22 protein-coding genes and 1 tRNA gene are annotated in these 24,452 nt (G+C 71.2%); 10 read left to right on the top strand and 13 right to left on the bottom strand.

The window, feature by feature from the left end:
* The first annotated feature begins 8 nt into the window (after window positions 1-8).
* From mshD to LV79_RS06200, 10 genes are all read left to right on the top strand, one after another.
* The gene (gene mshD, locus LV79_RS06155) at window positions 9-905 is read left to right on the top strand and encodes a mycothiol synthase (RefSeq protein WP_253832903.1); all 897 of its coding nucleotides are present in this window, start codon (window positions 9-11) and stop codon (window positions 903-905) included.
* Window positions 906-1,111: 206 nt separating this feature from the next.
* Complete coding sequence (gene pstS / locus LV79_RS06160) at window positions 1,112-2,239, top strand: phosphate ABC transporter substrate-binding protein PstS (RefSeq protein ID WP_253832913.1); 1,128 nt, start codon at window positions 1,112-1,114, stop codon at window positions 2,237-2,239.
* 182 nt (window positions 2,240-2,421) lie between these two features.
* Window positions 2,422-3,351, top strand: a complete 930-nt coding sequence (gene pstC, locus LV79_RS06165) for a phosphate ABC transporter permease subunit PstC (RefSeq protein ID WP_253832915.1) — start codon at window positions 2,422-2,424, stop codon at window positions 3,349-3,351.
* Window positions 3,348-4,259, top strand: coding sequence for a phosphate ABC transporter permease PstA (pstA, locus tag LV79_RS06170; RefSeq protein ID WP_253832917.1), 912 nt, complete (start codon window positions 3,348-3,350; stop codon window positions 4,257-4,259). Before pstC ends, pstA begins: the two co-directional genes overlap by 4 nt.
* Window positions 4,260-4,267: 8 nt before the next feature.
* Window positions 4,268-5,044, top strand: coding sequence for a phosphate ABC transporter ATP-binding protein PstB (gene pstB, locus LV79_RS06175; protein WP_253832919.1), 777 nt, complete (start codon window positions 4,268-4,270; stop codon window positions 5,042-5,044).
* A gap of 522 nt (window positions 5,045-5,566) precedes the next feature.
* The gene (locus tag LV79_RS06180) at window positions 5,567-6,109 is read left to right on the top strand and encodes a DUF3558 family protein (RefSeq protein WP_253832921.1); all 543 of its coding nucleotides are present in this window, start codon (window positions 5,567-5,569) and stop codon (window positions 6,107-6,109) included.
* A gap of 98 nt (window positions 6,110-6,207) precedes the next feature.
* Window positions 6,208-6,588, top strand: a complete 381-nt coding sequence (locus LV79_RS06185) for a hypothetical protein (RefSeq protein WP_253832923.1) — start codon at window positions 6,208-6,210, stop codon at window positions 6,586-6,588.
* Between the two features lie 55 nt (window positions 6,589-6,643).
* Window positions 6,644-7,177 carry a DUF3558 family protein gene (locus tag LV79_RS06190; protein WP_253832925.1) on the top strand — a complete coding sequence of 178 codons (534 nt, stop codon included), beginning with the start codon at window positions 6,644-6,646 and terminating at the stop codon, window positions 7,175-7,177.
* 19 nt (window positions 7,178-7,196) lie between these two features.
* Window positions 7,197-8,876 carry a hypothetical protein gene (locus LV79_RS06195; protein WP_253832927.1) on the top strand — a complete coding sequence of 560 codons (1,680 nt, stop codon included), beginning with the start codon at window positions 7,197-7,199 and terminating at the stop codon, window positions 8,874-8,876.
* A gap of 5 nt (window positions 8,877-8,881) precedes the next feature.
* The gene (locus tag LV79_RS06200; protein WP_253832929.1) at window positions 8,882-9,643 is read left to right on the top strand and encodes an ESX secretion-associated protein EspG; all 762 of its coding nucleotides are present in this window, start codon (window positions 8,882-8,884) and stop codon (window positions 9,641-9,643) included.
* Window positions 9,644-9,699: 56 nt separating this feature from the next.
* On the opposite strand, the gene phoU is transcribed toward LV79_RS06200, so the two are convergent.
* The 13 genes from phoU to LV79_RS06270 all read right to left on the bottom strand — a co-directional run bounded on the left by phoU (window position 9,700) and on the right by LV79_RS06270 (window position 24,427).
* A complete protein-coding gene (phoU, locus tag LV79_RS06205) occupies window positions 9,700-10,365 on the bottom strand; it encodes a phosphate signaling complex protein PhoU (protein WP_253832938.1) in 666 nt (221 codons plus the stop codon).
* Between the two features lie 70 nt (window positions 10,366-10,435).
* The gene (locus LV79_RS34340) at window positions 10,436-14,389 is read right to left on the bottom strand and encodes an LCP family glycopolymer transferase (protein ID WP_253832940.1); all 3,954 of its coding nucleotides are present in this window, start codon (window positions 14,387-14,389) and stop codon (window positions 10,436-10,438) included.
* A 232-nt stretch (window positions 14,390-14,621) separates the two neighbouring features.
* Window positions 14,622-15,554 carry a GGDEF domain-containing protein gene (locus LV79_RS06215; protein ID WP_372495270.1) on the bottom strand — a complete coding sequence of 311 codons (933 nt, stop codon included), beginning with the start codon at window positions 15,552-15,554 and terminating at the stop codon, window positions 14,622-14,624.
* A gap of 164 nt (window positions 15,555-15,718) precedes the next feature.
* The gene (locus tag LV79_RS06220; RefSeq protein ID WP_253832942.1) at window positions 15,719-16,165 is read right to left on the bottom strand and encodes a hypothetical protein; all 447 of its coding nucleotides are present in this window, start codon (window positions 16,163-16,165) and stop codon (window positions 15,719-15,721) included.
* Window positions 16,165-17,298 carry a tRNA dihydrouridine synthase DusB gene (gene dusB / locus LV79_RS06225; RefSeq protein WP_253832943.1) on the bottom strand — a complete coding sequence of 378 codons (1,134 nt, stop codon included), beginning with the start codon at window positions 17,296-17,298 and terminating at the stop codon, window positions 16,165-16,167. Before dusB ends, LV79_RS06220 begins: the two co-directional genes overlap by 1 nt.
* Window positions 17,299-17,562: 264 nt before the next feature.
* The gene (locus LV79_RS06230; protein WP_253832945.1) at window positions 17,563-18,303 is read right to left on the bottom strand and encodes a hypothetical protein; all 741 of its coding nucleotides are present in this window, start codon (window positions 18,301-18,303) and stop codon (window positions 17,563-17,565) included.
* 77 nt (window positions 18,304-18,380) lie between these two features.
* Entirely contained in the window at window positions 18,381-19,271 is an 891-nt protein-coding gene (locus LV79_RS06235; RefSeq protein ID WP_253832947.1) for a phosphotransferase, read from the bottom strand.
* A gap of 9 nt (window positions 19,272-19,280) precedes the next feature.
* A complete protein-coding gene (locus LV79_RS06240) occupies window positions 19,281-20,375 on the bottom strand; it encodes a saccharopine dehydrogenase family protein (protein WP_253832949.1) in 1,095 nt (364 codons plus the stop codon).
* Window positions 20,368-21,399 (bottom strand): saccharopine dehydrogenase, encoded by a 1,032-nt coding sequence (locus tag LV79_RS06245; protein WP_253832951.1) that lies wholly within the window; start codon window positions 21,397-21,399, stop codon window positions 20,368-20,370. Before LV79_RS06245 ends, LV79_RS06240 begins: the two co-directional genes overlap by 8 nt.
* A 16-nt stretch (window positions 21,400-21,415) precedes the next feature.
* Window positions 21,416-22,240 carry an isocitrate lyase/PEP mutase family protein gene (locus tag LV79_RS06250; RefSeq protein WP_253832953.1) on the bottom strand — a complete coding sequence of 275 codons (825 nt, stop codon included), beginning with the start codon at window positions 22,238-22,240 and terminating at the stop codon, window positions 21,416-21,418.
* A 35-nt stretch (window positions 22,241-22,275) separates the two neighbouring features.
* Window positions 22,276-23,196: a DMT family transporter gene (locus tag LV79_RS06255; RefSeq protein ID WP_253832956.1), complete on the bottom strand. Its 921-nt coding sequence runs from the start codon at window positions 23,194-23,196 to the stop codon at window positions 22,276-22,278.
* A 309-nt stretch (window positions 23,197-23,505) separates the two neighbouring features.
* Window positions 23,506-23,578: transfer RNA gene (locus LV79_RS06260), tRNA-Lys, on the bottom strand.
* A gap of 303 nt (window positions 23,579-23,881) precedes the next feature.
* A complete protein-coding gene (locus tag LV79_RS06270; protein WP_253832958.1) occupies window positions 23,882-24,427 on the bottom strand; it encodes a snapalysin family zinc-dependent metalloprotease in 546 nt (181 codons plus the stop codon).
* Window positions 24,428-24,452: the final 25 nt, after the last annotated feature.

The following is a 24,452-nucleotide window of genomic DNA, read 5'->3' on the forward strand; positions in this document are numbered from 1 at the left end:
TCGGTGGTGTGACCGACCTGACCTGGCGCCCCGACAGCCCCGACGCCGCGGCTGAGATCCGCCCGCTGCTGCTCGCGGTGGCGGCGGCCGACGGCAGACCCGAGGTCACCGGGGGCGCTCCGCTGCCGCGCGAGTTCCGCGGCGGCGAGCACCTGCTGGCCACCGACGGGATCGAGCTCGTCGGCTACGCCCACCTGGACACCGACGGCGACTCCTTCGGTCGCCAGGTCGCCGAGGTCCTCGTGCGGCCGGACGCGCGCAGGCGGGGCGTGGGTTCCGCGCTCGTCGACGCGGTCATCGCGCGGGCGGCCGACGGGACCCGGTTCTGGGCGCACGGCGACCACCCCGGGGCAGCGCGCATCGCCGAGCGGCAGGGCCTGTCACGGGTTCGCGAGCTGCTGACGATGCGCATCGACCTCGCCGAGACCGACCTACCTGACCCGGTGTGGCGCGAGGGCGTGCGGGTGCGGACCTTCGAGACCGGTCGGGACGAGGCCGCCGTGGTCGAGGTGAACAAGAAGGCCTTCGACTGGCACCCCGAGCAGGGCGCGCTGACCGTCGCCGATGTGGAGGCGACCGAGGCCGAGGCGTGGTTCGACCCGGCGGGGTTCTTCCTGGCTGTGGACCCGGACGACCAGGTGCTCGGGTTCCACTGGACCAAGGTGCACCCGGGCGGTGTCGGCGAGGTCTACGTCGTCGGTGTCGACCCGGGCGCGCAGGGCGGTGGGCTCGGCAAGGCGCTGACCCTGGCCGGGCTCGCGCACCTGCGGTCGCTGGGGCTGACCGAGGTCATCCTCTACGTCGAGTCCGACAACGCCCCCGCGGTTGCTGTTTACAGCCGATTGGGGTTCACCCGTTCGGCCGCCGACGTTCAATATGCACGTGCAGAAGCACCGAGCGTCTAGTCGGTTACTCAGCGCATACGTACAGGTCACGACAAAGCCACGACCAGGCGACGCGCATATCGCAACGGTCACGAAAACGGGCTTGTTCACCCTGCGTTCACCCCGTCAAGGGCATTCGTCCACTAGTGCTGCCTAGCGTCGCGGCGAGGCGGCGGACGTAGGGTCACGTCGCGACCTGAGAACACTCCTGCCTGGAGGAAGACACCGTGATCAGCAAGCGGCCAGTGTCCGTGCTCGGCCTCGTCGCGGCGGGCGCACTCGCGCTCACCGCGTGCGGCAGCGACAACAACACCCCGGCGGGTGGCAACAACTCCGCTGCCCCCGCGCCGACCGCCACGACCCAGGTCGAGTGCGGTGGCAAGAAGGACCTCGTCGCTGAGGGCTCCAGCGCGCAGAAGGGCGCCATCGAGGCCTTCGTCGCGGCCTACGGCGCCAAGTGCTCCGGCCAGCAGTTGGCCTACACCCCCTCCGGCTCCGGCGCGGGTGTCAAGCAGTTCACCGGCGGCATCGTCGACATCGGCGGCTCCGACTCCCCGCTGAACAAGGACAAGGGCGAGGTCGAGAAGGCGGCCGAGCGCTGCAAGGGCAACCCGGCGTGGAACCTGCCGCTGGTCTTCGGCCCGGTCGGCATCGCCTACAAGCTCGACGGCGTCACCAGCGTCACGCTGACCGGCGAGGTCGCGGCCAAGATCTTCAGCGGCGCGGTCACCAAGTGGAACGACCCGGCCATCGCCGCGGTCAACACCGGCGCCACCTTGCCGGACAAGGCCATCACCGTCATCTACCGCGGTGACGAGTCGGGCACCACCGACAACTTCCAGAAGTACCTGAAGGCCGCGGGCAAGGGCGCGTGGACCAAGGACGCGGGCAAGAAGTTCAACGGCGGCGTCGGCCAGGGTGCCCAGGGCTCCGCGGGTGTCGCGGACGCCATCAGCGCCGGTGACGGCACCATCGGCTACATCGAGTGGTCCTACGTCCAGGACAAGAAGCTCTCCGCCGCCAAGCTGGACAGCGGTTCGGGCGCGGTCGAGCTCGGCGCCCAGGGTGCCGCCGCGGCGATCAAGTCCGCCAAGGTCAAGGGTGAGGGCCACGACCTCGTCCTCGACCTCGACGCCCTCTACGCCAGCAACACCGCCGGTGCGTACCCGCTGGTGCTCGCGACCTACGAGATCGTCTGCTCCAAGGGCTACGACGCCGACACCGCCAAGGCCGTCAAGGCGTTCCTGAACGTGGCCGCCACCGACGGCCAGAGCGCGCTGGCGGACGCGGGCTACGTCCCGCTGCCCGACGAGTTCCAGGCCAAGCTGCTCGACGCCATCAAGGCCATCGCGTAAGTCCACCTGGCACACTGCGAGTCGAGAACGACGACGACATGAGCGATTCCGACACTGTCGGACGCCCCGGCGCCCCTGGTTTAGCCAGGGGCGCCCGGGGCGGCGCGGCGCCCGACACCGCACCGGAGGCACCGATTTCCACTCCGCAGGGTTCTGGCGGGACCCCCGCCCAACCCCCCAAGGTGATCACCCGTCCGGGTGACAAGATCTTCAAGGCGTTGACCGTCGGTTCCGGCGTCTTCGTCGTCGCCATGATCGCGCTCATCGGGGTCTTCCTGCTCATCCAGGCGATCCCCTCGCTCGCGGACAACCAGGCCAACTTCCTGTTCGGCCGGGACTGGGACGCCGACCCCGAGGGCGGTCTCGCCTTCGGCGTGCTCGACCTGCTCCTGGTCACCGTGTTCAGCTCGGTCTTCGCGCTGATCATCGCGATGCCGGTCTCGCTGGGCATCGCGCTGTTCCTCACCCAGTACGCCCCGCGCAGGCTCGCCAGGCCGTTCGCCTACCTGGTCGACCTGCTCGCCGCGGTCCCCTCCATCATCTACGGCCTCTGGGGCGCCTACGTGCTGGCGCCCGCGCTCGCGCCGGTCAGCACCTGGCTCAACGAGAACCTCGGGTTCATCCCGCTGTTCGCCACCGGCACCTCCAACCTGGCCATCGGCCAGACGATCTTCACGGCGGGCATCGTGCTCGCGGTCATGCTGCTGCCGATCATCACCGCGATCAGCCGCGAGGTCTTCGACCGCACCCCGCCGATGCAGGTCGAGGGCGCGCTCGCGCTCGGCGCCACCAAGTGGGAGGTCGTTCGGACCACCGTGCTGCCCTTCGGCCGCGCGGGCTACATCAGCGCCTCCATGCTCGGCCTCGGCCGTGCGCTCGGCGAGACCATCGCGGTGCTGATCATCCTCAGCTCCACCACGTCGCACTTCGGCTTCAGCCTCTTCGACGGCGGTGACACCATCGCGTCCAAGATCGCCCGCGCCGCCCAGGAGTTCAACGACCCGCGCGGCGCCGGTGCCTACATCGCCGCGGGCCTGGTGCTGTTCGTGCTCACCTTCGTGGTCAACGCGTTCGCCCGGTCCATCATCGCCGGCCACAAGGAGTACGAATGAGCACCGCGACCGACCTGAACCGGCCCGCGGCGCCGCCCGCGTTCCAGGAGATCAACTCCTCCCGCCGGTTCAAGAACCGGCTGGCCACCATCCTGGTCGGACTCACCTTCGTGCTCGCCCTCGCGCCGCTGGTGTGGCTGCTGATCACCGTCATCGCCAAGGGCTTCCAGTACGTCCTCAACGCCGACTGGTGGCAGAAGTCGCTCGCCGGGCTCACCTCCCGCCAGTTCGGCGGCGGCGTTTACCACGCGATCATCGGCACCCTGCTGCAGGGCCTGATCTGCGCCGTCATCGCGGTGCCGATCGCCATCCTGGTCGCGGTGTACCTGGTCGAGTACGGCAAGCAGTCCCGGCTGGCCAAGGCGGTGACCTTCACCGTCGACATCCTCTCCGGCGTCCCGTCGATCGTCGCCGCGCTGTTCATCTACGCGCTGTGCATCACCACCCTCGGCATGCCGCGCAGCGCGTTCGCGGTGTCGCTCGCCCTGGTGCTGCTGATGATCCCGGTCGTCGTGCGCACCACCGAGGAACTGCTCAAGATCGTCCCGGACGAACTGCGCGAGGCCGCCTACGCGCTCGGCGTGCCCAAGTGGAAGACCATCGTCAAGATCGTCATCCCGACCGCGATGTCCGGCATCATCACCGGCATCTCGCTGGCCATCGCCCGCGTCATGGGTGAGACCGCGCCGGTGCTGGTGCTCGTCGGCTACACCACGTTCATCAACTACGACCCGTTCGGCGGCTCCATGGCGTCGCTGCCGCTGCTGATGACCTCGGAGCGGCTGACCACCAACGAGGTCGGCGAGGCAAGGGTCTGGGGCGCGGCGGTCACGCTGATCCTCATCATCACCGTGTTCAACCTGCTGGGATCGCTGATCTCGCGGCTGACCTCTCTGAAGACGAAGTAGGCGGGACAATGGCCAAGCGCATCGATGTCAAGGACCTCAACCTCTTCTACGGCAAGTTCCACGCCGTCGACGGGGTGTCGCTGGCGGTACCGCCGCGCAACGTGACCGCCTTCATCGGCCCGTCCGGGTGCGGCAAGTCCACCGTGCTCCGCTCCCTCAACCGCATGCACGAGGTCATCCCCGGCGCCCGCGCCGAGGGCAAGGTCCTGCTCGACGGCGAGGACATCTACGCCTCCACCGTGGACCCGGTCTCCGTGCGCCGCACCATCGGCATGGTGTTCCAGCGCCCCAACCCGTTCCCCACCATGTCCATCCGCGACAACGTCGTGGCCGGGCTCAAGCTCGCCGGTGAGCGCAACGGCAAGAAGCTCGACGAGGTCGCCGAACAGGCCCTGCGCGGCGCCAACCTCTGGGCCGAGGTCAAGGACCGCCTCAACCGCCCCGGCGGCGGCCTCTCCGGCGGCCAGCAGCAGCGCCTCTGCATCGCCCGCGCCATCGCCGTCCAACCCGACGTCCTGCTGATGGACGAGCCCTGCTCCGCCCTGGACCCCATCTCCACCCTGGCGATCGAGGACCTCATCCAGGAGCTGAAGAAGGACTTCACCATCGTCATCGTCACCCACAACATGCAACAAGCCGCCCGCGTCAGCGACCAGACCGCCTTCTTCAACCTCGCAGGCGTCGGCCAACCCGGCCGCCTCGTCGAACTCGACGACACCGAGCGCATCTTCTCCAACCCCACCCAAAAAGCCACCGAAGACTACATCTCCGGCCGCTTCGGCTGATCCCCTCTCGACCACACGGGGCTGGGTGCACCACGCACCCAGCCCCGTTGTGCTTTCCATTGCATTGCCCTAAGCCTCCGCCAACAACGTTGGCCCCAAGACGCCCGCTACCGACGTTGGCCGACACCCGCTCCACCACGGCGCTGGTGCCAAGTGCTCGATGGGGCGGACTTGTTTTGTGTGGGGGGACGGCACCCGTAGCGTCGACAGGCAGCAGGGAGGGCCGCTCTGTGGCCCCCTGCTTTTAGCCCTTCCCCGGGTGTCGTAGGGGCCCCGCGCAAAACAAGTTCGCCCCATCGAGCTCTTCGCATTCTCGCGCCTAGCTGCAATGCCGAAGGCGAGCCGACCTCCCCGCGATGGCGCAGCCGAGCAGTATCCCTTGCCCAGCCACCCCCACCCCCTCGACCATCGAGGCACACTGCTCCAGACGGGCGACTTGCCAGGAGTCCGGACCGCGCCTGAGATGTCATTGGTACCGTCCCGGCGGGGTCCGCTCACCGTCGATTGTCGTTGGGGAGATCAGTGAGCCGTCCTTGGCATGTCCCGGCCGCCCTGCTCGTGGCGCTGTGCGCCGCCTGCTCGTCGCAGACCGCGGGCACCCCCGTCCCCGCCGCGGGCGCGCCGACCGGGCCCACCTCGACCAACCGCCGACCGGTGCCCGACCCGCGGGTCCTGCAGGCCGCGCAGCCGTGCGAGCTGCTGCCCGCCGCCGCGCTGCGGCCGCTCGGCATCACCGGCGCGGGCAAGTCGACCAGCACCTCCAAGTCCCGCCAGTGCGAGTGGCGGGTCGAGAAGGGCACCGTCGCCGAGAGCTACACCATCGCTGTGGTGATCTACGAGTCGACCGGGGTCGCCGACATCAAGACCGACAAGGAGATCGAGTACCTCAACGTCGGCGAGCACGAGGCGGCCCGCTACTTCACCAGGGGAACGGCGGGCTGCGCCCTCGGCCTGGGCATCACCCCCACCTCCCGGGTGGACGTCCAGGCCACCGGCGAGGACCCCGAGGCGCTGTGCGGCCCGGCCATGGAGGCCGCCAAGCAGGTCGAACCCGCCCTGCCCTGACGGAACCGGACACCACCCCGGATGCGTCACAACCAGGACGGGCCCCACGGGCAGTTGGTACGGTGCCCACGGAGTCCGAACGGTTTTCGGGGGCAACGATGTACATCGACGAAGGGCCGGGCGCCCCGCTCAGCGCCATCGGCCGCGCCATGAACGACTTCGCGGGCAACGCCGCCTCCGGCCGCTTCGCCGTCAACGAACGCGGCGGCGAGGCCCTCTTGGCCGCCATCCGCAACATGGCCGCCTGGGTCGACAGCCAGTCCAACCGGCTGCGTGCCCTCGCTCAGACTCCCCAGCTCGGAACCTCGAACAACGCCCAGGTCATGAAACCCTACATGCAGCAGGTCGCCGTTGACGATCAGGGCTTCCTCACGCAGTTGACCAGCTTTCGCGAGTCCCTGGTCAAGGCCGAGGAAGGCATCAAGCAGGCGATGGCGAACTACCGGCAGACCGATGACGAGAACGCGATCCGGTACTGATGGGGTGCGCGCGGCAATGACGTATGGGGGGTCAGTGAAGAGATCGTTTTCAGTGGTGTTCGTCGCTGTCTTGGCGCTGGTCGCGTCCGCGTGCACCAGCGAGCAGACAGGAAGTCCGATTCCCAGCGGCGGTGGTGGCACTGCACCCACCACGACGAGCACTCGTGCGCCCAAGACGACGACTACCGCGCCAGTCCCGGCGTTGAAGCCGTGCGCGTTGCTGTCCTCCTCGGCGGCGAAGTCGCTCGGTGTCACGAGTGGACCTGACGAGGTCGACCTGGGCAAGAAGCGGCCCTACTGTGAATGGCGCGTCGACAAGGGGAGTATCGCGGACAGCTACACCCTTGCCGTCTACATCGTGACCGATGGTGGCCTCGCGGACATCGTCGCCGAGGGGGAGATCGAGCCAATCAAGGTGGGCTCGAGGAGTGCCGCGCAGTCGATCGGTCCTGGTGGCTTGGTCTGCGCCATCTCGCTCGAGTTGTCCGAGAAGACTCGAGTCGACGTCCAAGCCGGTGGTGGCGATGGGCAGAAGTTGTGTGCGACCGCGTTGGACGCGGCGAAGCTTGTTGAACCTGAATTGCCCTGAGGTAGCTGGGAGGTAGGTCATGCCTGGACAGGCGCGGACGGCGTACACGCCGCACCAGGGGGATCAGGGGACGGTGGACGTCTCGGATCCGAGTAGTCCTGGGTACGACCCGAGCGCGGCTGGGTACGACCGGACGTACGATTCCAGCAGCAGGTACTACATCGATCGGAAGGGGACGTCCGACACGAGTTCGGACGTGCACGACCGGGCTGAGCAGCAGGTCGACCAGGACATCGATGACGCGCCGTTCTGGCCGGGGTTGATGAAGCGGTTCAACCGCAACAGCGAGATCGATCAGCAGTACAGCCAGGAGATGACGGCGCAGGCGCGGGAGTTGGCCGCGGGGTTGGACACCAGGCAGCCGCCGGGGATGCAGTGCTCGAACTACAGCAACTACGCGCACGGCGAGCTCAAGCCGATGGTGACCCAGGACGTCGACCCCGACCAGGTCGGGGAGATGGGTGAGCTGTACCTGAACGCGGGCAACGCGATGACCCGGTTCCAGTCCGAGGTGGCGTCGGCGATCAACGACAGCCAGGCGGACTGGCAGGGCGAGGCCGGTGACTCGGCGCGGTTGTTCATGGTGGGCATCGGGAACTGGGTCGGCACGGCCGGGCAGAGCGCGCAGTTGGCCGGGACGCAGGCCGGGTTGCAGTCGGCGGCGTTGGCCGACGCGAAGAACTCGATGCCCGAGGAGGTCCCGTTCGACGCGGCGGCGGCGAACCGGGATCTGATGAGGACGACGAACCCGATCGACCTGGTCATCAAGTCCGCGACGTACATGAACGACTACCGGGAGAGCCAGTCCGCGCGCGCGGAGGCGGCCAGGGTGGTCACCTCTTACGACAGTTCGCTGGGTACGTCGTCGACGATGCCCGCGTTCGCCGCGCCCCCCACGATGGGTGATTCGACCGGCGACGACCCGAAGACCGGCGACGACGGCAAGGGCGTCACCGACCCGAGCGGCGACGACGTCAACGTCCGCGGCGGCGGCGACAGGACCGGCGGGGGCTACTCCCCGTCCAATGGCAACGGCAACGGCACCGGCGGCTACAACCAGCTCCCCGGCAACGGTGGCGGCTTCCAGCCGGGCAACGGCGGCGGTACGAACCCCGGCGGCGGCACGACTCCGGGTGGGACGAACCCCGGTGGCACTAACCCCGGCAACTGGACGCCCGGCGACCCCGGTGGCAACCCCGGGCGCCCGTTCCCCAACCCGAATCCGAACCCCAATCCCAACCCGAACCCGGGTCTGCCCGGTGGTTTGGCCCCGATGCCCGGCGCTGGTCCCTTCGGTGGCGGTGACGACGTCACCCGGCGTGGTGGCGGCTTCGGCGGCGGTCGCGGGGCGGGCGGCGGTGGCTTCGGTGGTGGCGGAGCAGGCGGCGGTGGTGGCGGCGGGACCGGTGGCGGCGGCGGTGGCTTCGGCGCGCGTTCCGGCGCTGGTGCCCTCGGCCCCGGCATGGGTGCCGGGGCTGGCGCGCTCGCCGCAGAGCAGGCGGCCATGGGCCGTGGCGGTGCCGCTGGCGCGGCCGGTCGCGGTGGCGGCGCGGGCATGGGCGGTATGGGCGGTGGCGGTGGACGCGGCCAGGGTGGAGAGGACGAGGAGCACACCCGCCCGTCGTACCTCGTCGAGGCCGACCCGGACGAGGTGTTCGGCACCGACGAGATGACCGCGCCACCGGTGATCGGCGGATAGCGCCGGTGCCGCGTTCGTTCACGTTGTCGCTGGCCGCGGTCGACGTCCTCGGCCAGGTGCTCGGGGTCAGCCCGAGGCTGTTCCCGTTCGAGGTGCCCAGTTTCGGCCGGTTCGCCGAGGACCGCGGCCGGATCGCCGAGGCGGTGTTCGCCGACCTCTACGGTCGTGGACTCGTCGGTCGCGACCAGCTCGACCACGACGTCGAGACGGCGCTGCGGATCACCAGCGAGCACGACGTCGGCATCGGCGTGATGGGCACCGTCGAGAAGGACCGCCCGGTCAGGGCGCGGGCCGCGGTCCTCGGCACGACGGCGGTGCTGGCCGTCCAAGAGGGACAGACGATCCGGTTCGACCTGATGGCCCCGAGTTCGGTGGCCAGGGCGCTGGTCGACCTGCTGCCCGCGGCCAAGGCTGGCCCTGGGCAGTCGGTGATGGTGACCGAGGCGCCGGTGGCCCAGGAGGGCGGTTTCGTGCGCCCGGTCCGCGCCGCGAGGTCCACTTCGGACACGCAGCTGCGGTTGGCGGCGACCATGCTGGAGCGCCCGCGCACCGGCTTCGGGTTCTACTCGGTGGTCGGGAAGGGGCGCCACGGCAGGGAAGTGGAGGCGGGCACGGTCGGCTGGATCGACACCGAGTCCGGCCGCTACCTGTCGGTGAGCCGTCCCCAGCCCGACGGTGCCATCCGCGCGACCTACTCCCCCGCCGACGCGGCTAGGTTGATCCGCCAGCTCGACGAGCTGATCGCGACCGCCACGCCGAGGCGCTGAGACGAAAGCCGCCCCGCTCGGTGGTCCGAGCGGGGCGGTGGTCGGACTGGGGGGACTTACAGGTCGTCGCCGCTGGTGGTGCCCGGCATCCGGCCGGTCACCACGAACACGACGCGCTTGGCGACCGACACCGCGTGGTCGGCGTAGCGCTCGTAGAAGCGGCCGAGCAGCGTGACGTCCACAGCGGACGCGACGCCGTGCTCCCACTCCTTGTTCATGATCAGGGTGAACAGGTGCCGGTGCAGGTCGTCCATCTCGTCGTCGGCGTCCTCGATGGCGCGCGCCGCGGCGACGTCCTTGCTCTCGATGACCTCCTCGGCCTTGCGCGCCAAGGTGACCGCGATCCGGCCCATCTCGGCGAAGTAGCCGTGCACCTGCTCGGGGAGCACGGGTGCCGGGTGCCGCCTGCGGGCGACCTTGGCCACGTGCAGGGCGAGGTCGCCCATCCGCTCCAGGCTCTCCGCGGCGTGGATGACGGCGAGCACGGTCCGCAGGTCGGTCGCGACCGGTGCCTGCAGGGCGAGCAGCGCGTACGCCTGCTCCTCGCACTCCGAGCGGGCGTCGTCGATTGCCTCGTCCCCGCTGATCACCTGCTCGGCGATGCTCAGGTTCGCCTCGAGCAGCGCACGCGTGGCGAGCTCCATCGCCTCGGCGACCTTGGAGCACATGCCCGCGAGCTTGGTGGCCAGCTGACCGAGTTCGAGATGGTAGGCCTCACGCATGCGCACAGCCTAGAGGCACGTTCGCGGAGATGCGCCATCCCCAGGTGAAGCGAAGGTGAACGGGGCGCGTCTAGGCGCAGGTCACATCCGAGCCGTTGACCGTGGACAGGTCCGGCAGCGGCTGGGGGTTGGGCGTCGGCGTCTGGGCACCGGGGGTGCCGGGCGCGACGATCTGACCGGTGAACTCGGGGCCGATCACCAGCACCAGGGCCGCCGACATCGACGGGTCCTCCTGCAGCGTGGCGCCGGGGACGGTCGACGCGAGGGTCTGCGCGGCCGCCTCGTGGCCCTTGCCGTAGCGCACGACGGACCGCGCGACCGGGGCGGTCGGGTTGACCTGGACGACGGTGAAGCCGAACGCCTCGAGCTTCTCGGCGGTGCGCCTGGCGATGCCGCCGGTCTCGTTGCCGCCGTTGAGCACCTGGACCTTGAGCGTCTTGGGGTCGACCGGCTCGCGCAGCGGCGCCGCCTGCTGCTGGGTGCCGCCGCCCTCGGTTGCCGGTGGCGGGGGTGCCTCGCCGGACAGCGGTTCCTTGTTGATGATCGCCCGGAACAGCCGGTCCGCGTCGTCCTTGCGCAGCACCTCGTTGCCGCGCGAGTTCGACGTGCCGACGGTGGGCACGGTGATGAAGGTGACCCGGCCGGTCTCCAGGTTCTGCAGCGACTGGCCGAGCTGCATCAGCGAGTCGACGCCGATGTTGTCGCCGAAGGTGGACTTGGCGACCTCGCCGGTGAAGGTGGTGAGCTTCGACGGGTCGAGCAGCACCTGGCCGGACATCGCCTTGCGCAGCAACGAGGACAGGAACCGCTGCTGGCGCTTGATGCGGCCGTAGTCCGAGGTCGGGTCGCCGCGCACGTGCCTGGCCCGGACGAAGTCCAGCGCCTGCTCGCCGCGCAGCATGACCTCGGTGCCCGCCTCCTTGACGATCCACTTGTTCAGCTTGGTGTCGAACATCGGCTGCTCGACGCAGACGTTCACGCCGTCGACCGCGTCGACCATGCCGCGGAAGCCGGTGAAGTCGATGCCGACGAACCGGGTGATCTGCAGGCCGGAGAGCTCCTGCACCACCCTGGTCACGCACAGCGGCCCGCCGACCTGGTAGGCGGTGTTCATCTTGGCGTTCTTCAGCGGCTGGACATGCTCGCCGGTGTACTTGGCCGCCTTGGCGTCGAACCGCTCGCAGCCCGGCCGGTTGATCTCCAGGTCGCGCGGGAAGGACACGATCACCACGCGGCTGCGGTCGGCGGGGATGTGCGCGATCATCACCGTGTCCGAGCGGGCCCCGGGCACCGCGCTGGCGTTGCCCACCCCCTCCTCGGCCTCGGCGCCCTCGCGGGAGTCGGACCCGACCAGCAGGAAGTTCTCGTCGCCGCGCTGCCCGGCGGCGTTCTGGATGGACTCGGACTCCGGGTCGAGCGCGCGGACCTGCTCGATCGCGTTGTCCGCCCACTCCTTGACGCCCCAGCCGACCCCGGTCGCGGCGAACACGGCGACGGCGGCCGATCCGGAGAACACCTTCGCCAGCAGCGACCACCGGCCGCGCTTGGGCTTGTCGTCATCGTCGTCGGGGCCCGCGCCGTCGCTGTCGGCGCGCCGGTCGACCGGTTCGACCACCACGGTCGGCTCGGCGGGCATCGCGGCGAGCTCGTCGAGCTTGTCGTCGAGTTCGGCGGCGTCCGAGCCCCACGGGGTCTTGATGCGCTTGGACTTCTTGGCCTTCTCCTCGGCGCGCATCTCGTCGTGCACCTTGGAGAACCGCGCCAGCGTCTGGTCGACCCGCCGCCGCTTCTGCACGGCCTCGCCGATCGGCTCCATCTCGGTGGTGAGCCCGGCCAACTCCTGCGGCGACACACCGGCGGGCGGGGTCAGCTTGCCCTCGGGCACCGGCGGCATCGACGACTGGCCGGGCGGCTGCTGGCTCGGGATCCGCGGCTTGGGCTGCTGCTCCTCGACGACCGGGTGGCCACCGCTGGACTCGCCGCGCCGGGGAACGGGGTGGCTTCCGGTGCCCTGCGGGGTGTCCAGCGGGCGCCCCGGGATCGGGTGGCTGCCGGTGCCGTGCGGGGAGTCGAGCCGACCGGGGCCGTCGTGCGGCTCACCGCGACCGGGGATGGGGTGCGCGCCCGTGCCCTGGGGACCGTCGAGCGGTCCGCCGCGGAAACCGGGGCGACCGGGCATGTCCGGGCCGGGACCGCGTTGACCGTGGTCGACGGGGCCGGGGATCGGGTGCGCGCCGGTGGGCGCGGGGCCGTTCGGGATCGGGTGGGCGCCGGTCCGACCGTCCGGACCGGGACGGCGGGCGTCCGGGCTGGGGATCGGGTGCGCGCCGGTGCGACCGGGCACGCCCGGCTCCGGCTGGGGACGGCGGTTGCCGTTGGGAACCGGGTGGCTCCCGGTGGCGTGCGGGGGTTCCACACCGCGTCCGCCGTTGGGCCTGCCGGGGATCGGGTGCGCGCCGGTGGGCGCGGGACCGTTCGGGACCGGCTGCCCGCCGGGGCGACCCGGGAGGTCGGGGATCGGGTGCTGCCCGGTCGGGCCGGGCATCGGACGACGGCCGGGCGCCGGGTGGGAACCGGTGCCGCGCGGCGACTCGAGGGGACCGCCGAGGTCGGCGTCGTCCTGGCGACGCGGCCTGCCCTGGCCCATCGGGGCCCGCTCGTCCGGACCGCGCCTGCCCTGGTCGGCGATCGGGAACTGACCGCTCGGCTGGGGCTGGCGCCTGCCGAGCGGTTCCTGCGGGCCGCGGCGACCGGGTGACGGCGGCCGGTTCTCCGAGAACGGCCCGGCCTGGCGCTCGTCGAGCGGGAAGTCGGGGGTGCCGACGGGGTGCGCGGGACCGCGCCGTCCGCCGTTCGGACCGCGCTGCGGCTCGGACCTGGTCGGCTCGCGCAGCGCCGAGTCCGGCAGCGGCCGGTTCGGTCGCAGGGGCTCAGACCGGTTGGGCTCGCGGATCGCCGAGTCCGGCAGGGGCCGGTTCGGCCGAAGTGGTTCGGACCGGTTGGGCTCGCCGATCGCCGACTCCGGTAACCGGCGGTCGGGTCGGGACGGTTCCGGCATGGGCCGCCGGTCGTTCACCGGGGGCTGCGCGGGGCCGCGACCTTGCCGCTCGGCGCGGATCGGCTCGCCGAGCGCGGGGTCCTGGCGCCTGATCGGCTCGGCAGCGCGTGGCTGACGGGGCGGCTCCGAGCGGGGTGCGGGCTCGGCGGCGGCCGCGTCCTGACGGTTGCGTCGGGGGAGTTCGGGGCGGCCCGCGGGTTCGGGTGCGCGCCGCGGCTCGGAGCGGGTGGGCTCCTGGAAGTCGGCCTCAGGCTCGACCCGGGCGCGGCGGCCGATGGGCTGCTCGTCGGTGTGGCGCGCGGGTGGCGGCGGCGGGTTGCCCGGCAGCGAGCGCCTGGCGTCCGCACGGCCCCGGCTCGCCGACTCGGCGAAGGTCTCCTTCTTCGCCCGCTTCCCGACGGCCGTCGGGCCGAGCAGGTCGGCGACCGAGGTGGGGCGCTCGACCTCGTCGCGCACCGGGCGGGCCGGGCGCTCGACGGGCTGGCCCTTGGACTGGGCGAGGATGTCGGCGGGGACCGAGTGGGTTGCGGTCCGGCCGCGGCGCGACTCCGGCCTCGGCTGCTCGACACGAGGGGGTTCGGCGCGCGGGGGCTCCGGCCGGTACGGCTCGGGTTCGGGCGCGGGGACTTCCGGGGCGCTGCGGCGGCCGCCGGAGCTGATGGTGTTGCGGTGCACGTCCGGGGCGTCGTCGGCGGCGCTCTGGGCGGCGGAGTGCCTGGCGGGCGGTTCCGGGGCGGCGCGGCGGCCGCCCTGCTGGTGTCTCGGTACCTCGTCCGGCTCGTCCGCCTCGGGTATCGGCATCAGGTTCGACCGGGAGCCGCTGTGCCGCTCGACCAGGTCGGACACGCTGACCCCGCCCGCGCCCTCCATGGACCGGCGCCTGCGCCGGGGCTGCTCGGCCGGTTCCGGGGCGCGGCGCTTGCCGCCGGGCGAGGAGCCCGGGGCGCGGTCGTGGTCGTCGGACACCCGTGCTCCTTCCCTCCATCAGAGGCTCGGCTGTGCGCGAACCGTTGTCGGTTGGTTATCAACACGTTGCTGTGCCGCGTTCGGTTGCTTACCCGATCGTGTCACGCTGCCGGAGCGATAGTACGGATGGCTGTCCCTCGTGACGATGGCAGACCACAATTCGTTCACTATCAGTACGGAGTTCCGCGCATGGCTCTAGCCCGATCAGGGTAGCCCTGCTCAGGTGAGGCACTTATCGTGCTGACGCCCGGGGTGTGACGATCGCGCGGCGGCCCGCCGCCGCTCCGGCCAGGTGAGCGGTGCCCTCCAGCAGATATGCGACAGCGTTGCGCCCGGACTGCTTCGCGGTGTAGAGCAGCGCGTCGGCCTCGCGCAGCTGACGCTCCGGAGCCGCGGGTGTGTTGTCCGCCACTCGGATGGCCGGTTCGTGCGCCAGTCCGATGCTCACCGTGACCCGCAGCCCGAGGACCAGGCTCGACCATGGGTAGCGCTCGACCCGCCCGCGCGCGGCCTCGGCGATCTCGACGGCCGCGGCCAGGTCGATCCCGGGCAGCACGAGCACGAACTCCTCGCCGCCGTAGCGCGCGCAGAACCCGCCCTCGGGCAGGCCGTCCTGCAGCAGCTCCACGACCCGCTGCAGCACCCGGTCGCCGACCAGGTGGCCGAAGGTGTCGTTGACCTGCTTGAACCAGTCCAGGTCGACGAGCGCGACGGCGAGCCCGTCCGCGGTGCCCTGCTCGGCGACCAGGTCGACCAGCCGCTGGTCGAGGTAGCGGCGGTTGTAGCTGGCGGTGAGGCTGTCGCGGATGCTCTGCTCGTGCGCCTCGGCGTGCTCGCGGCGCAACCGGTCCACCTCGCGGCGGAACTGCTCGGGGATCTGCGGCGGCGCGCTCATCTCCGACATCAGGTCCAGCGCGGAGCGCAGGTGCTGGTAGGCCTGCCGGTACTGGCCGCGGGAGGCGAGCAGGGCCGCGATCGACTCGTGCAGGCTGACCAGGTTGGCCGTGTCCGCGGGCGGGTCGTCGGGGTTCTCGGTGCGCTCGGTGATCGCGGGGTGGCGCAGCGGTACTGTCGGCTCGCTGACCCGGTGGTCCCGCCACGGGCTGTCCCGTTGGTCGGGGTCGGGCTTGGCGACGCCTCGTCCCAGAACGGCCACCGCGGTCACCTCCCTACGTACGTGTGTGTCGTCCGGAATGACGCCGCGCTTGAGCGACCGGGACGCATGGACGCAGGAATTCCCCCTACTGGTGGACCCCACACTGCTCCAAACAAGTGACTGACCAGGGAATCGGTCGCAATACGCACACGCTCGGTATCACCCGTTCGGAGTCACCGGGTCGGGCAGGGTGTGAAGCCGTAGGCCTTCCCGTCGAGCACCACGACCCGCTGCGAGCCGATCTGCTCGGCCAGCGTCGCACTCTCCCGCCGGATCCGCACCGACACGCCCACCACGTAGACGGTGCCGCGCGGCGCCTTGCTCGCCTTCTCCGGCTTCCACTTGGGGTCGGTGCGCAGCGTCGAGAGCGCGGGCTCGACCCGCAGCGTCAGGTTCCCCAGGTCGCAGTCGGAGTCGAAGTCGGGGTGCTGGGTGCGCCGCAGGAACTCCCGCTGCGCGCCCACCCCGTCCGCCCCGGCCTCGTTGAGCTCGGTGAAGTACTCGCTGACCAGTGTCCGACCCGGGGTGACCCCGGTGGCGGGCACCGGTGTCCCGGTGACCGCGGTGGCGCACCCGGTCGCCGCGAGCAGGACGAAGAGGACGCCCGGTAGCGCGCGCATCAGCCCCCCGAGTGCATCAGCTCGGCGCCCTCCGGCACGGCGGCGTCCTCGGGGTCGTCCAGCCAGCCCTCCGGCAGCACCACCCGGCCCGGCGAGCCCTGCCGCCCGCGCGGCCCCTCAGCCTCGGCGGGGTACGGCGCGTCGTGGTCGAGCTGGCCGAGCAGGTCCTCCAGCTCCGGCAGCCCGGACACCATGGCGAACGACTTGCGCAGGTCGGAGCCGATCGGGAAGCCCCGCAGGTACCAGGCCATGTGCTTGCGCAGGTCCCGCAGGCCCTTCTCCTCACCGAGGTGGTCGGCGAGCAGCACGGCGTGCCGGTGCAGGATCGCCGCGACCTCACCGAGCGACGGCCCGGCCGGGACCGGCTGCTCGGTCAGGGCGGCGTGCAGCTCGCGGAACAGCCACGGCCTGCCCAGGCACCCGCGACCGACCACGACCCCGTCGCAGCCCGTCTCGCGCATCATCCTGAGTGCGTCCTCCGCACTGAAGATGTCACCGTTGCCCAGCACGGGGATGCTCGTCACGGCCTCCTTCAGCCGCGAGATCCGCGACCAGTCGGCCTCCCCCGAATACCGCTGCGCCGCCGTCCGCGCGTGCAGAGCGACCGCCACCGCCCCCTCCGCCTCAGCGATCCGCCCGGCATCGAGGTAGGTGAGGTGCTCGTCGTCGATCCCCACCCGGAACTTCACCGTCACCGGCATGTCCCCCGCCGCCCGCACCGCCGCCCGCACGATCTCGGCGAACAACCGCCGCTTGTAGGGCAGCGCCGCACCCCCGCCCTTGCGGGTCACCTTGGGCACCGGGCAGCCGAAGTTCATGTCCAGGTGATCGGCCAGACCCTCGCCCGCGATGATCGTGACGGCGTCGGTGACGTTCTTCGGGTCGACGCTGTAGAGCTGCAGCGACCGCGGCGACTCGTCCGCGCCGAAGGTCATCATCTCCATCGTCTTGGAGTCGCGCTCGACGATCGCGCGGGCGGTGACCATCTCGCACACGTAGAGCGAGGTGGCGCTGCCGAACTCGCGGCACAGGGTGCGGAACGCGACGTTGGTGATCCCGGCCATCGGAGCGAGCACCACAGCCGGGTCCACGACGTATGGCCCGATCTTCAGGGACGAGGCTGTTCCGAACACGCCCCCAGGCTAACCGGTGACGCTCGACCCACCTCGATTGCCGCGCATGCCTCCGACGATGATCTTGCGGCCGCCTGGAGAACGACCAAGTCGCGGCCCCGCCGCCCGCAGGCTGGTGACGAGGTCGTCGTCAACCACCTTGCCTCTTCCGCGCACCTCGACTCGCCAGGTTCACATCCAGCGAACGCCACGACGGCGCGCGGGGGTTGCATGCCGCTGGCCCCGTCCCGGGGGAGTGGGGCGGGGCCAGTGAGTGGCGCGGTGTCAGGAGAGTTCGGAGTACCAGTCCGAGACGGTGGGTTCGGCGGTGGCGTCGTCCGGGGAGCAGGAGTCGTAGCTGTCGTCGAGGCCCGAGTCGCTGTGGGGGTCGGCGTACGGGTCGTCCTCGGTCGTGGAGTCGGTGGTGTCGTCGAGGGTGGTGTCGTCCTCGGTCGAGTCGGTCGAGTCAGCCGTGGTGTCCGTGGTGGAGTCGTCGACGGCGGTGTCGTCGGTGGGCTGGTTCTCGAAGTCGCCGTCTTCGATGTCGGTCGACGGGTCGTCGTCCGTGGTGGGGTGCGCGGGGGGCAGGTCGGCGCCGTCGTCCGGGACGTCGCTGGGGACGTCCTGGGTCTGGTCGTCGGCAGGCGCGTCGGTGGCCGGGGTGTCGGTGGTCGGCGTGTCAGAGGTGGGCGTGTCGGTGGTGGGCGCGTCCGAGGTGGTCGGGTGCGCGGGGGGCAGGTCGCCCGCCTCGTCGCCGCCGATGCCCTTCTCGTTCCACGTGCCGAGGCCGGTGGGGTCGTTGTAGGCGGACTCGGCGACGCCGTCGTCGTTGTAGTCCAGCAGCGCGGTGTCGGCGACGCCGTCACCGTCGGAGTCCCACATCCGGTCGTCGTAGCGGCCGTCCCCGTCGAAGTCGACCGCGATGGCGTCGTTGGTCCCGTCGCCGTCCACGTCCGCGTCCGCCTGGCCGTGGTGCACGTTCGGGGCGCTCTCCCCGGTACCGAAGCGGTATTCGATGTCCGCCATGTCTGCCCCCTCTGGGTCGAAGTCATCGGGATAGACGGCTACCTGGCCGACCCGGTTCCGGGCATCGTAGTGGTGAATCAGTCGAAAAAGGACGGTTTCGCCAAGGCAACCAGCTGGGCCCGTGGCGCGTCTGCGAACGGTCCCGCGCTACCCGCGACGGCCCGGTGCCAGGTCAGCGCCCTGGCGATCTTGCCGACCCGGCAGGCCAGTTCCAGGTCCGTGACCAGGTCGGCTCGGGGTGCGAGATCGGTGAACGCCTCGACGTACGCGTCGCGCCCCCGGTCGCTGTCGGCGCCGAGCATCGACAGCGGCACCAGCATCGACGCGAACGAGTGGGCCACCACGCTGTCGCCCCAGTCGTAGAACCGCCCGTCCCGCAAGAAGTTCCCCGCGTGCAGGTCGTTGTGGTCAATGCTCACCGGGACCGGTGACTCGGCCAACCGGGCGCACCAGTCCGCCACCCGCGGCGCGAGCGCGGCGATCTCCGGTGGCACGCCGTCGATCACCGCGAGCGCCTCGGCGAACCGCTCCGGCAGCCGCGGCGGCCGCATGTCCGACACCCCGGCGGCGAGGATGGCGTCGACGTGCGGGGCGAGGTCGCGCTGCATCTGCCCGTACGGCGCCAGGCGATCGATCATCTCGCGCGGGTCGGTCAGCGTCGGTCCGCCGTCGGGCAGCACGATCCAGCCGCGCGCCAGATCGGTCGCGATCGGGGCCAGCACCCGTTCTGGCGCAACGGCGTGCAATACCCCGTATAGCCGGACCTCGGCCGCCGTACCCGGGGTGGTCGCCTTGAGCCACACCGGTCCGACCGTGGTGGCGGCGCTGAACACCCCGGCCCACGTCCGCACCTTGTGCTCGGTCAGCGGGCCGACCCGGGTGATCCCCGCGTCGGCCAGCCGCTCGTCGAGCCAGTCCTGCGCGCCCGCCTGCCATTCGGCGGACTTCCACTCGTCGACCACGTCCACGGTGGAACGCTAACGCGCGGCGATCCCCTGCCGCTCCAGCTTTTCCAGCCACCGGCGGGACACGTCGACGGTCTCCGCCGCGCGGTGCAGGCCCGGTGCCAGCGCACCCGAGAGCACGTCGGCGATCCCGACCGCCAGCGGCGTCGACACCAGTCGGGCCATCGCGCTGTCGTTGTCGTCGCCGACCACGTCGAGCACGTGCTCCCCCGACCACTCCGCGCCGTCGTCGCCGCGCACCGTCAGCGCCACCGCCAGCACGACCCGGTCGCGGTCGGCCTCGGTCGTCGGGTAGCGGGCGGCGAGATCCGCGGCCAGCGCGGTGATCCGGTCGGGATCGGGGTCGCGCAGCTCGGCGAACACCGGCTCCCACGCCTGCCGCCACCCGTCCAACCGCAGCGTCCCGCGCACGAACCGCTCCAGCCGCCAGTGGCTGGGCAGGTGGTACTGCTCGACGAACGGCAGGCTGTCGCGATTCGGGTACGCCTCGAACCGCTCCCCGCGCAGCACGTGACCGGTCGTGGCCTCCCACGGTCGCTCGGCCACCGTCTCCACGCCGCCGTCGATGTAGCGGGCGGGCGAGAGCAGCGCCGTCAGCACGCCCCTCGGCGCCCAGCTGAACCGGTACCGGAACTCGTTGGGCACCGCGGGGATGCCGCCGCAGTAGGAGGTGAACGTCGCCGTCGCCGGACCTTCGACCTCGGCCCGAGCGATCAGGTCGTGGGCCAGCAGGTGGTCGATGCCCGGGTCCAGCCCGGCCTCGGTGAGCAGCACGACCCCCGCGTCGCGGGCCGCGTCGGCGTACCCGGCGATCTCGGGCGAGACGTAGCTGGTGTTGGCGAAGTGGGAACCGTTGGCCAGGCTCAACTTCAGCAGTCGGACGTGCTCGGTCGCGGGCAGCATCGACACAACGACGTCACCGCGGCCGGGGTCCAAATCGTCGAGCGCGCGCGGCGCGACCCGGCCGGTGAGCGCGAGCCGGTCGATGCACGCGGCGGCCTTGTCCCTCGTCCGTCCATAGAGGACTATGTCGGCCGTGTCGGCGAGCACGCGGACGCCGCCGCCGGTGGACAGGCCGGTGCCGACCCAGTGCACGGTCTCAGCCATTGATGGCCTCCTTCGCCACGCCGGTGCGGAAGTGCTCCAACGCCCGCGCCCACTCGTCGCCGCCGTGGCCCAGGGTGCGCAGCAGCGGGGTCAGGTCCGCGGAGAACGCCACGCTCGCCTCCCTCGGCAGCAACGACGGCAGGTTGTCGATGGCGATGATGTCGACCGGCGGGTCCGCGCGCAGCCGCCGGGCGGGTTCGTCCCAGTCGGTGATCCGGTCGTACACCGGGAGGACGTTGCAGTCGGAGGTGACGTCGCAGGTCACGTCCGAGATCACCGAGAGCGTGCGCCCCGGCGTGTCCAGGTCGGCGTCGGTGACGAACGGGGGCACCGGCGTCGTGGTGAGCACGGCGTTGACCAGCAGGTCGTGTGCCAGCAGGGCGGGCTTGTCCAGGTCGCGGGTCTCGGCGAGGTCCCACGCGGTCGCGTCGAGCCCGGCGACGGCCAGGGCGTCCAGCGCACCCCGACCGCTGCGGCCCAGGGCGCCGACGACGAGGGCACGGGCGTCGACGTGGCCGCGCAGTGCCGTGTCCAGCTCGTCACGGGTCAACGGGCGCAGCGGTGTGGTGAGCGAGCCGCGCAGGTGCAGGACGGCGAGCGCGGCGCCCACGTACCCGGCCCAGTAGCCGAACGCGGCGAGCCTGCGGCCGTTGGCACCGGTCAGGTACTCCAGGTCGAGCAGCGCGCCGCCACCGCAGGTGAACCGGTCGAGCAGTGCGGCCGCGCCGTCCTGGCCCTTGTACGCGTGTCCGAAGTAGACGTGCTGGTGGCGCAACTCCGCTGGGGCGTCGGGGAGTTCCTTGAGGCCGACGACGAACACGTCGTCCGGGGCGTCGACCCAGGAACCGGTCTCGGCGACCGCGCAGCCCGCCGCCGCGTAGTCGCCGGTGTCGAACACGCGTTGCGGGGAGTCCTCGACGGTGACGGTGATCCCGGCGTCGACCAGGGTGCGGGCGTCGTCGGGCACGATCGGGGCACGGCGCTCGGTGGTTCGCACCTCGTGCCGCAGCCACAGGTGGGTCATCGGGTGTCCTCCACGGTCAGTCGATCAGCGCGTCGGCTTGCGCGTAGCTCATGGCGCCGGTGGTCAGGGTGAAGGTGCCCGATTCGGCGATCTCCTGCGCGGCGAGCACGGCGGCGGTGAGCGCGGCCCTGGGCAGGGCCGAGCCGAGGCTGATCCGGCGGGCGCCGAGCTCGCCCAGCTTGGTGACCGAGCAGCGCGCCGCCGGTCCGGCCGCGAGCACGTTGACCGGCTTGTCGACCGCGGCGCAGACGGCCTTGATCGAGTCCAGGTCCGGCAGGCCCGGGGCGTAGAGCACGTCCGCACCCGCCTCGGCGAAGGCCTGCAACCGGCGGATGGTGTCGTCCAGGTCGGGTCTGCCGTTCAGGAAGTTCTCCGCGCGGGCGGTGAGGGTGAACGGGAACGGCAGCGCCCTGGCGGCCTCGGCGGCGGCGGTGATCCGCTCCACGGCGAGCCCGAGGTCGTAGATCCGGTCGTCGTCCCGGCCGGTCGCGTCCTCGATCGACCCGCCGACCAGCCCGGCCTCCCCGGCGAGCCGGATGGTCTCGGCTACGTCCTCCGGTTGGTCACCGAAGCCGTTCTCCAGGTCGGCGGACACCGGCAGGGTGGTGGCCGAGATGATCGCCGTGGCGTTGGCCAGCGTCTCCGCCCTGCTCACCAGGTTGGCGCCGTCCGCGCGACCGAGGGTGAAGGCCAGACCCGCGCTGGTCGTGGCCAGCGCGCGGAAGCCGAGCCCGGTCAGCAGCCGCGCGGTCCCCGCGTCCCACGCGTTGGCCACCACGAAGGCCCCCGGACCCCGGTGCAACTGGGCGAACGCCTCAGCCCGGGCGTGCTGGTCGGACATCGGAACCCCTCTCTGGTGACTGGGTGGGTGCCAAGCTAGATCACATCGCCATCCTGGCGGGTTCGCGTGAGCCGAACGGGTGAGCGGGGCGCCACGTCCGGCCGCTTGCTGCGGGCCACGGCGACCCCGGCGAGGCACAGCGCCCCGCCGACCAGGGTGAGCGCGGTGGGGACCTCGCCGAGCAGCAGCCAGGACATGAGCAGGACCAGCGTGGGGACGACGTAGGTGGTCGCGCCCATCCGGCCCGCAGTGGTCCGGGAGAGGGCGTACGCCCAGGTGTAGAACGCCAGCGCCGTGGGGAACAGGCCCAGGTAGACCATGCCGATGACCGAACTGGTCGGCGCGGTCCGCAGCCCGTCGAGCAGCTGCCCGGAGAACGGGAGCGTGGCGACGGCGCCGATGACGCAGCCGAACGTGGTCACCTGCAGCGCGGAACCGTGCCGCAGGGCGGGTTTCTGCAGCACCACACCACCGGCGTAGCTGATCGCCGCCGCCACGCACAGCACGATCCCCAGCAACGACGACGTCCCCGCCCCGGACGTCGACACCCCGACCACCACGGCCCCCGCGAAGGAAACCCCCATCCCCAACAGCAACCGCGGCGGGAATCCCTCGTTCAGCAACCACCCACCGAGAAGCGCGATCAAGATCGGCCCGATGTTGACCAACATCGCGGCCGTCCCGGCGTCGACCAGCTTCTCGCCCCAGTTCAAAATGACCATATAACCGCCGAACCACAGCAATCCGGACCCGATGATCCCCGGCCACGCCCCGCGCCCCGGCAGCCCTTCCCCGCGCAGCACCAGGAAGAGCAGCAACGCCACCGCCCCGCTCAGCAGCCGCCCCTCAGCCAACGCCCCCGCCGAAAAGTGCGGCGCGGCATCCCGGATCACCACAAAAGCCGACGCCCACAACACCGCGGTAACCGCTGCGGCCCCAGCCGCCCGTCGATCCACAAACGCCTCCCCAGCCCAATTTCCGCGCAGCCTCCCACCCGCCCGTAAACCCGTCAACCAGCTTATTCGCCACCCCATTTCCGATGGCAGAAACCACTCCCCCGATGACCGTTTCCCACCCCCGCCGGTCACTCTCCAGCAACGCCCGGCTCCCGCCCGTGCCCACCCTGTGACCCATGACACCCCACGACACCCCTGGGTGTCACCTGGACAGGGTGCACCCACGGGTGCACTCGGGAGATGTGCGGCGCCGCGACCGGCAGGAGATCATGTCTGCTCGCGCGGCACGCCGCTGACCAGCCAAAAGAGTGGGCCGCCTGGGGCTCGAACCCAGAACCTACGGATTAAAAGTCCGCAGCTCTACCAATTGAGCTAACGGCCCAGGGGGCCGAGTGTAGCGGCAACCCCGGTCGGGATGGACGGGCGGACGACGGCGCCGATGCGCGCTCCGCTTCGGTACCCGCACGGCACTCTTCGGAGAACTCGAACCTAGAACCTACGGATTAAAGGGCGGCCGCGTTTGGTCGGGATGGGGAAGGCGGGTCACCCGTTGCGGGGGGTGGATTGGGGTATCCGGGGTGGGGGTTGTGGTGGTGTGGTTGTGGGGCCTGCTTCTCGGGGAGGTGGGTATGGGGTGGCACAGGAGCGGGCCTCAGGGTGGGCCCGCTCCTGTGCGCAACAGGGGTTATGCGGCGGCGAAGATGGTGTGTTCGTGGGGGGCGGGGGCCGGGGCGGCGACGCGGCCGGTCCAGAAGCGTTGGACGGCGGCCAGTTCGGCGGTGCTGGGTTGGGCGTTGGTGCAGCGGCCGCCTGCCATGACCTTGGCGCAGTTGCCGATGTCGGAGGGGTGGTTGAGGCTGAGGATGTGGCCGAACTCGTGCACCACGACGCGCAGGGCGCTGGCGCCGGAGCTGGTGATCTGGTTGCGGTAGAAGTAGATCTGGCCGCGGGTGCAGCCGACGCAGCTGGCGGTGCCGGGGGCTGAGCCGTTCTGGGCAGTGGTGATGGTGATGCCGCCGGTGCCGCGGACGAGTTTGACGCTGGTGACGCCCGCGTTCCAGATCTGCACGGCCTGGTCGACGGTCGCGGTGAGTTCGGCGGCGCGGCTGGAGTCGTAGTAGATGGTGCGCACGAGGGTCTGCTGCGGTGCCGCGGTCGCCGAGGCCGGGGTGGCCAGGGCGAAGAGGGTGAGGGCGCCGAGCAGCGCGGCGAGGAACCTGGTTCGGGACATGGGAAAAGCTCCTTCGTGGGACATC

The sequence above is a fragment of the Actinokineospora globicatena genome (assembly GCF_024171945.1).
Taxonomy (GTDB): Bacteria; Actinomycetota; Actinomycetes; order Mycobacteriales; family Pseudonocardiaceae; genus Actinokineospora; species Actinokineospora globicatena.

Excerpts from the sequence above, each read along its gene's own strand:
- pstA (WP_253832917.1), top strand. The coding sequence starts at position 3,348 with ATGAGCACCGCGACCGACCTGAACCGGCCCGCGGCGCCGCCCGCGTTC.
- pstB (WP_253832919.1), top strand. The coding sequence starts at position 4,268 with ATGGCCAAGCGCATCGATGTCAAGGACCTCAACCTCTTCTACGGCAAG.
- LV79_RS06185 (WP_253832923.1), top strand. The coding sequence starts at position 6,208 with ATGTACATCGACGAAGGGCCGGGCGCCCCGCTCAGCGCCATCGGCCGC.
- LV79_RS06195 (WP_253832927.1), top strand. The coding sequence starts at position 7,197 with ATGCCTGGACAGGCGCGGACGGCGTACACGCCGCACCAGGGGGATCAG.
- phoU (WP_253832938.1), bottom strand. The coding sequence starts at position 10,365 with ATGCGTGAGGCCTACCATCTCGAACTCGGTCAGCTGGCCACCAAGCTC.
- LV79_RS06220 (WP_253832942.1), bottom strand. The coding sequence starts at position 16,165 with ATGCGCGCGCTACCGGGCGTCCTCTTCGTCCTGCTCGCGGCGACCGGG.
- LV79_RS06230 (WP_253832945.1), bottom strand. The coding sequence starts at position 18,303 with ATGGCGGACATCGAATACCGCTTCGGTACCGGGGAGAGCGCCCCGAAC.
- LV79_RS06240 (WP_253832949.1), bottom strand. The coding sequence starts at position 20,375 with ATGGCTGAGACCGTGCACTGGGTCGGCACCGGCCTGTCCACCGGCGGC.
- LV79_RS06245 (WP_253832951.1), bottom strand. The coding sequence starts at position 21,399 with ATGACCCACCTGTGGCTGCGGCACGAGGTGCGAACCACCGAGCGCCGT.
- LV79_RS06250 (WP_253832953.1), bottom strand. The coding sequence starts at position 22,240 with ATGTCCGACCAGCACGCCCGGGCTGAGGCGTTCGCCCAGTTGCACCGG.
- LV79_RS06270 (WP_253832958.1), bottom strand. The coding sequence starts at position 24,427 with ATGTCCCGAACCAGGTTCCTCGCCGCGCTGCTCGGCGCCCTCACCCTC.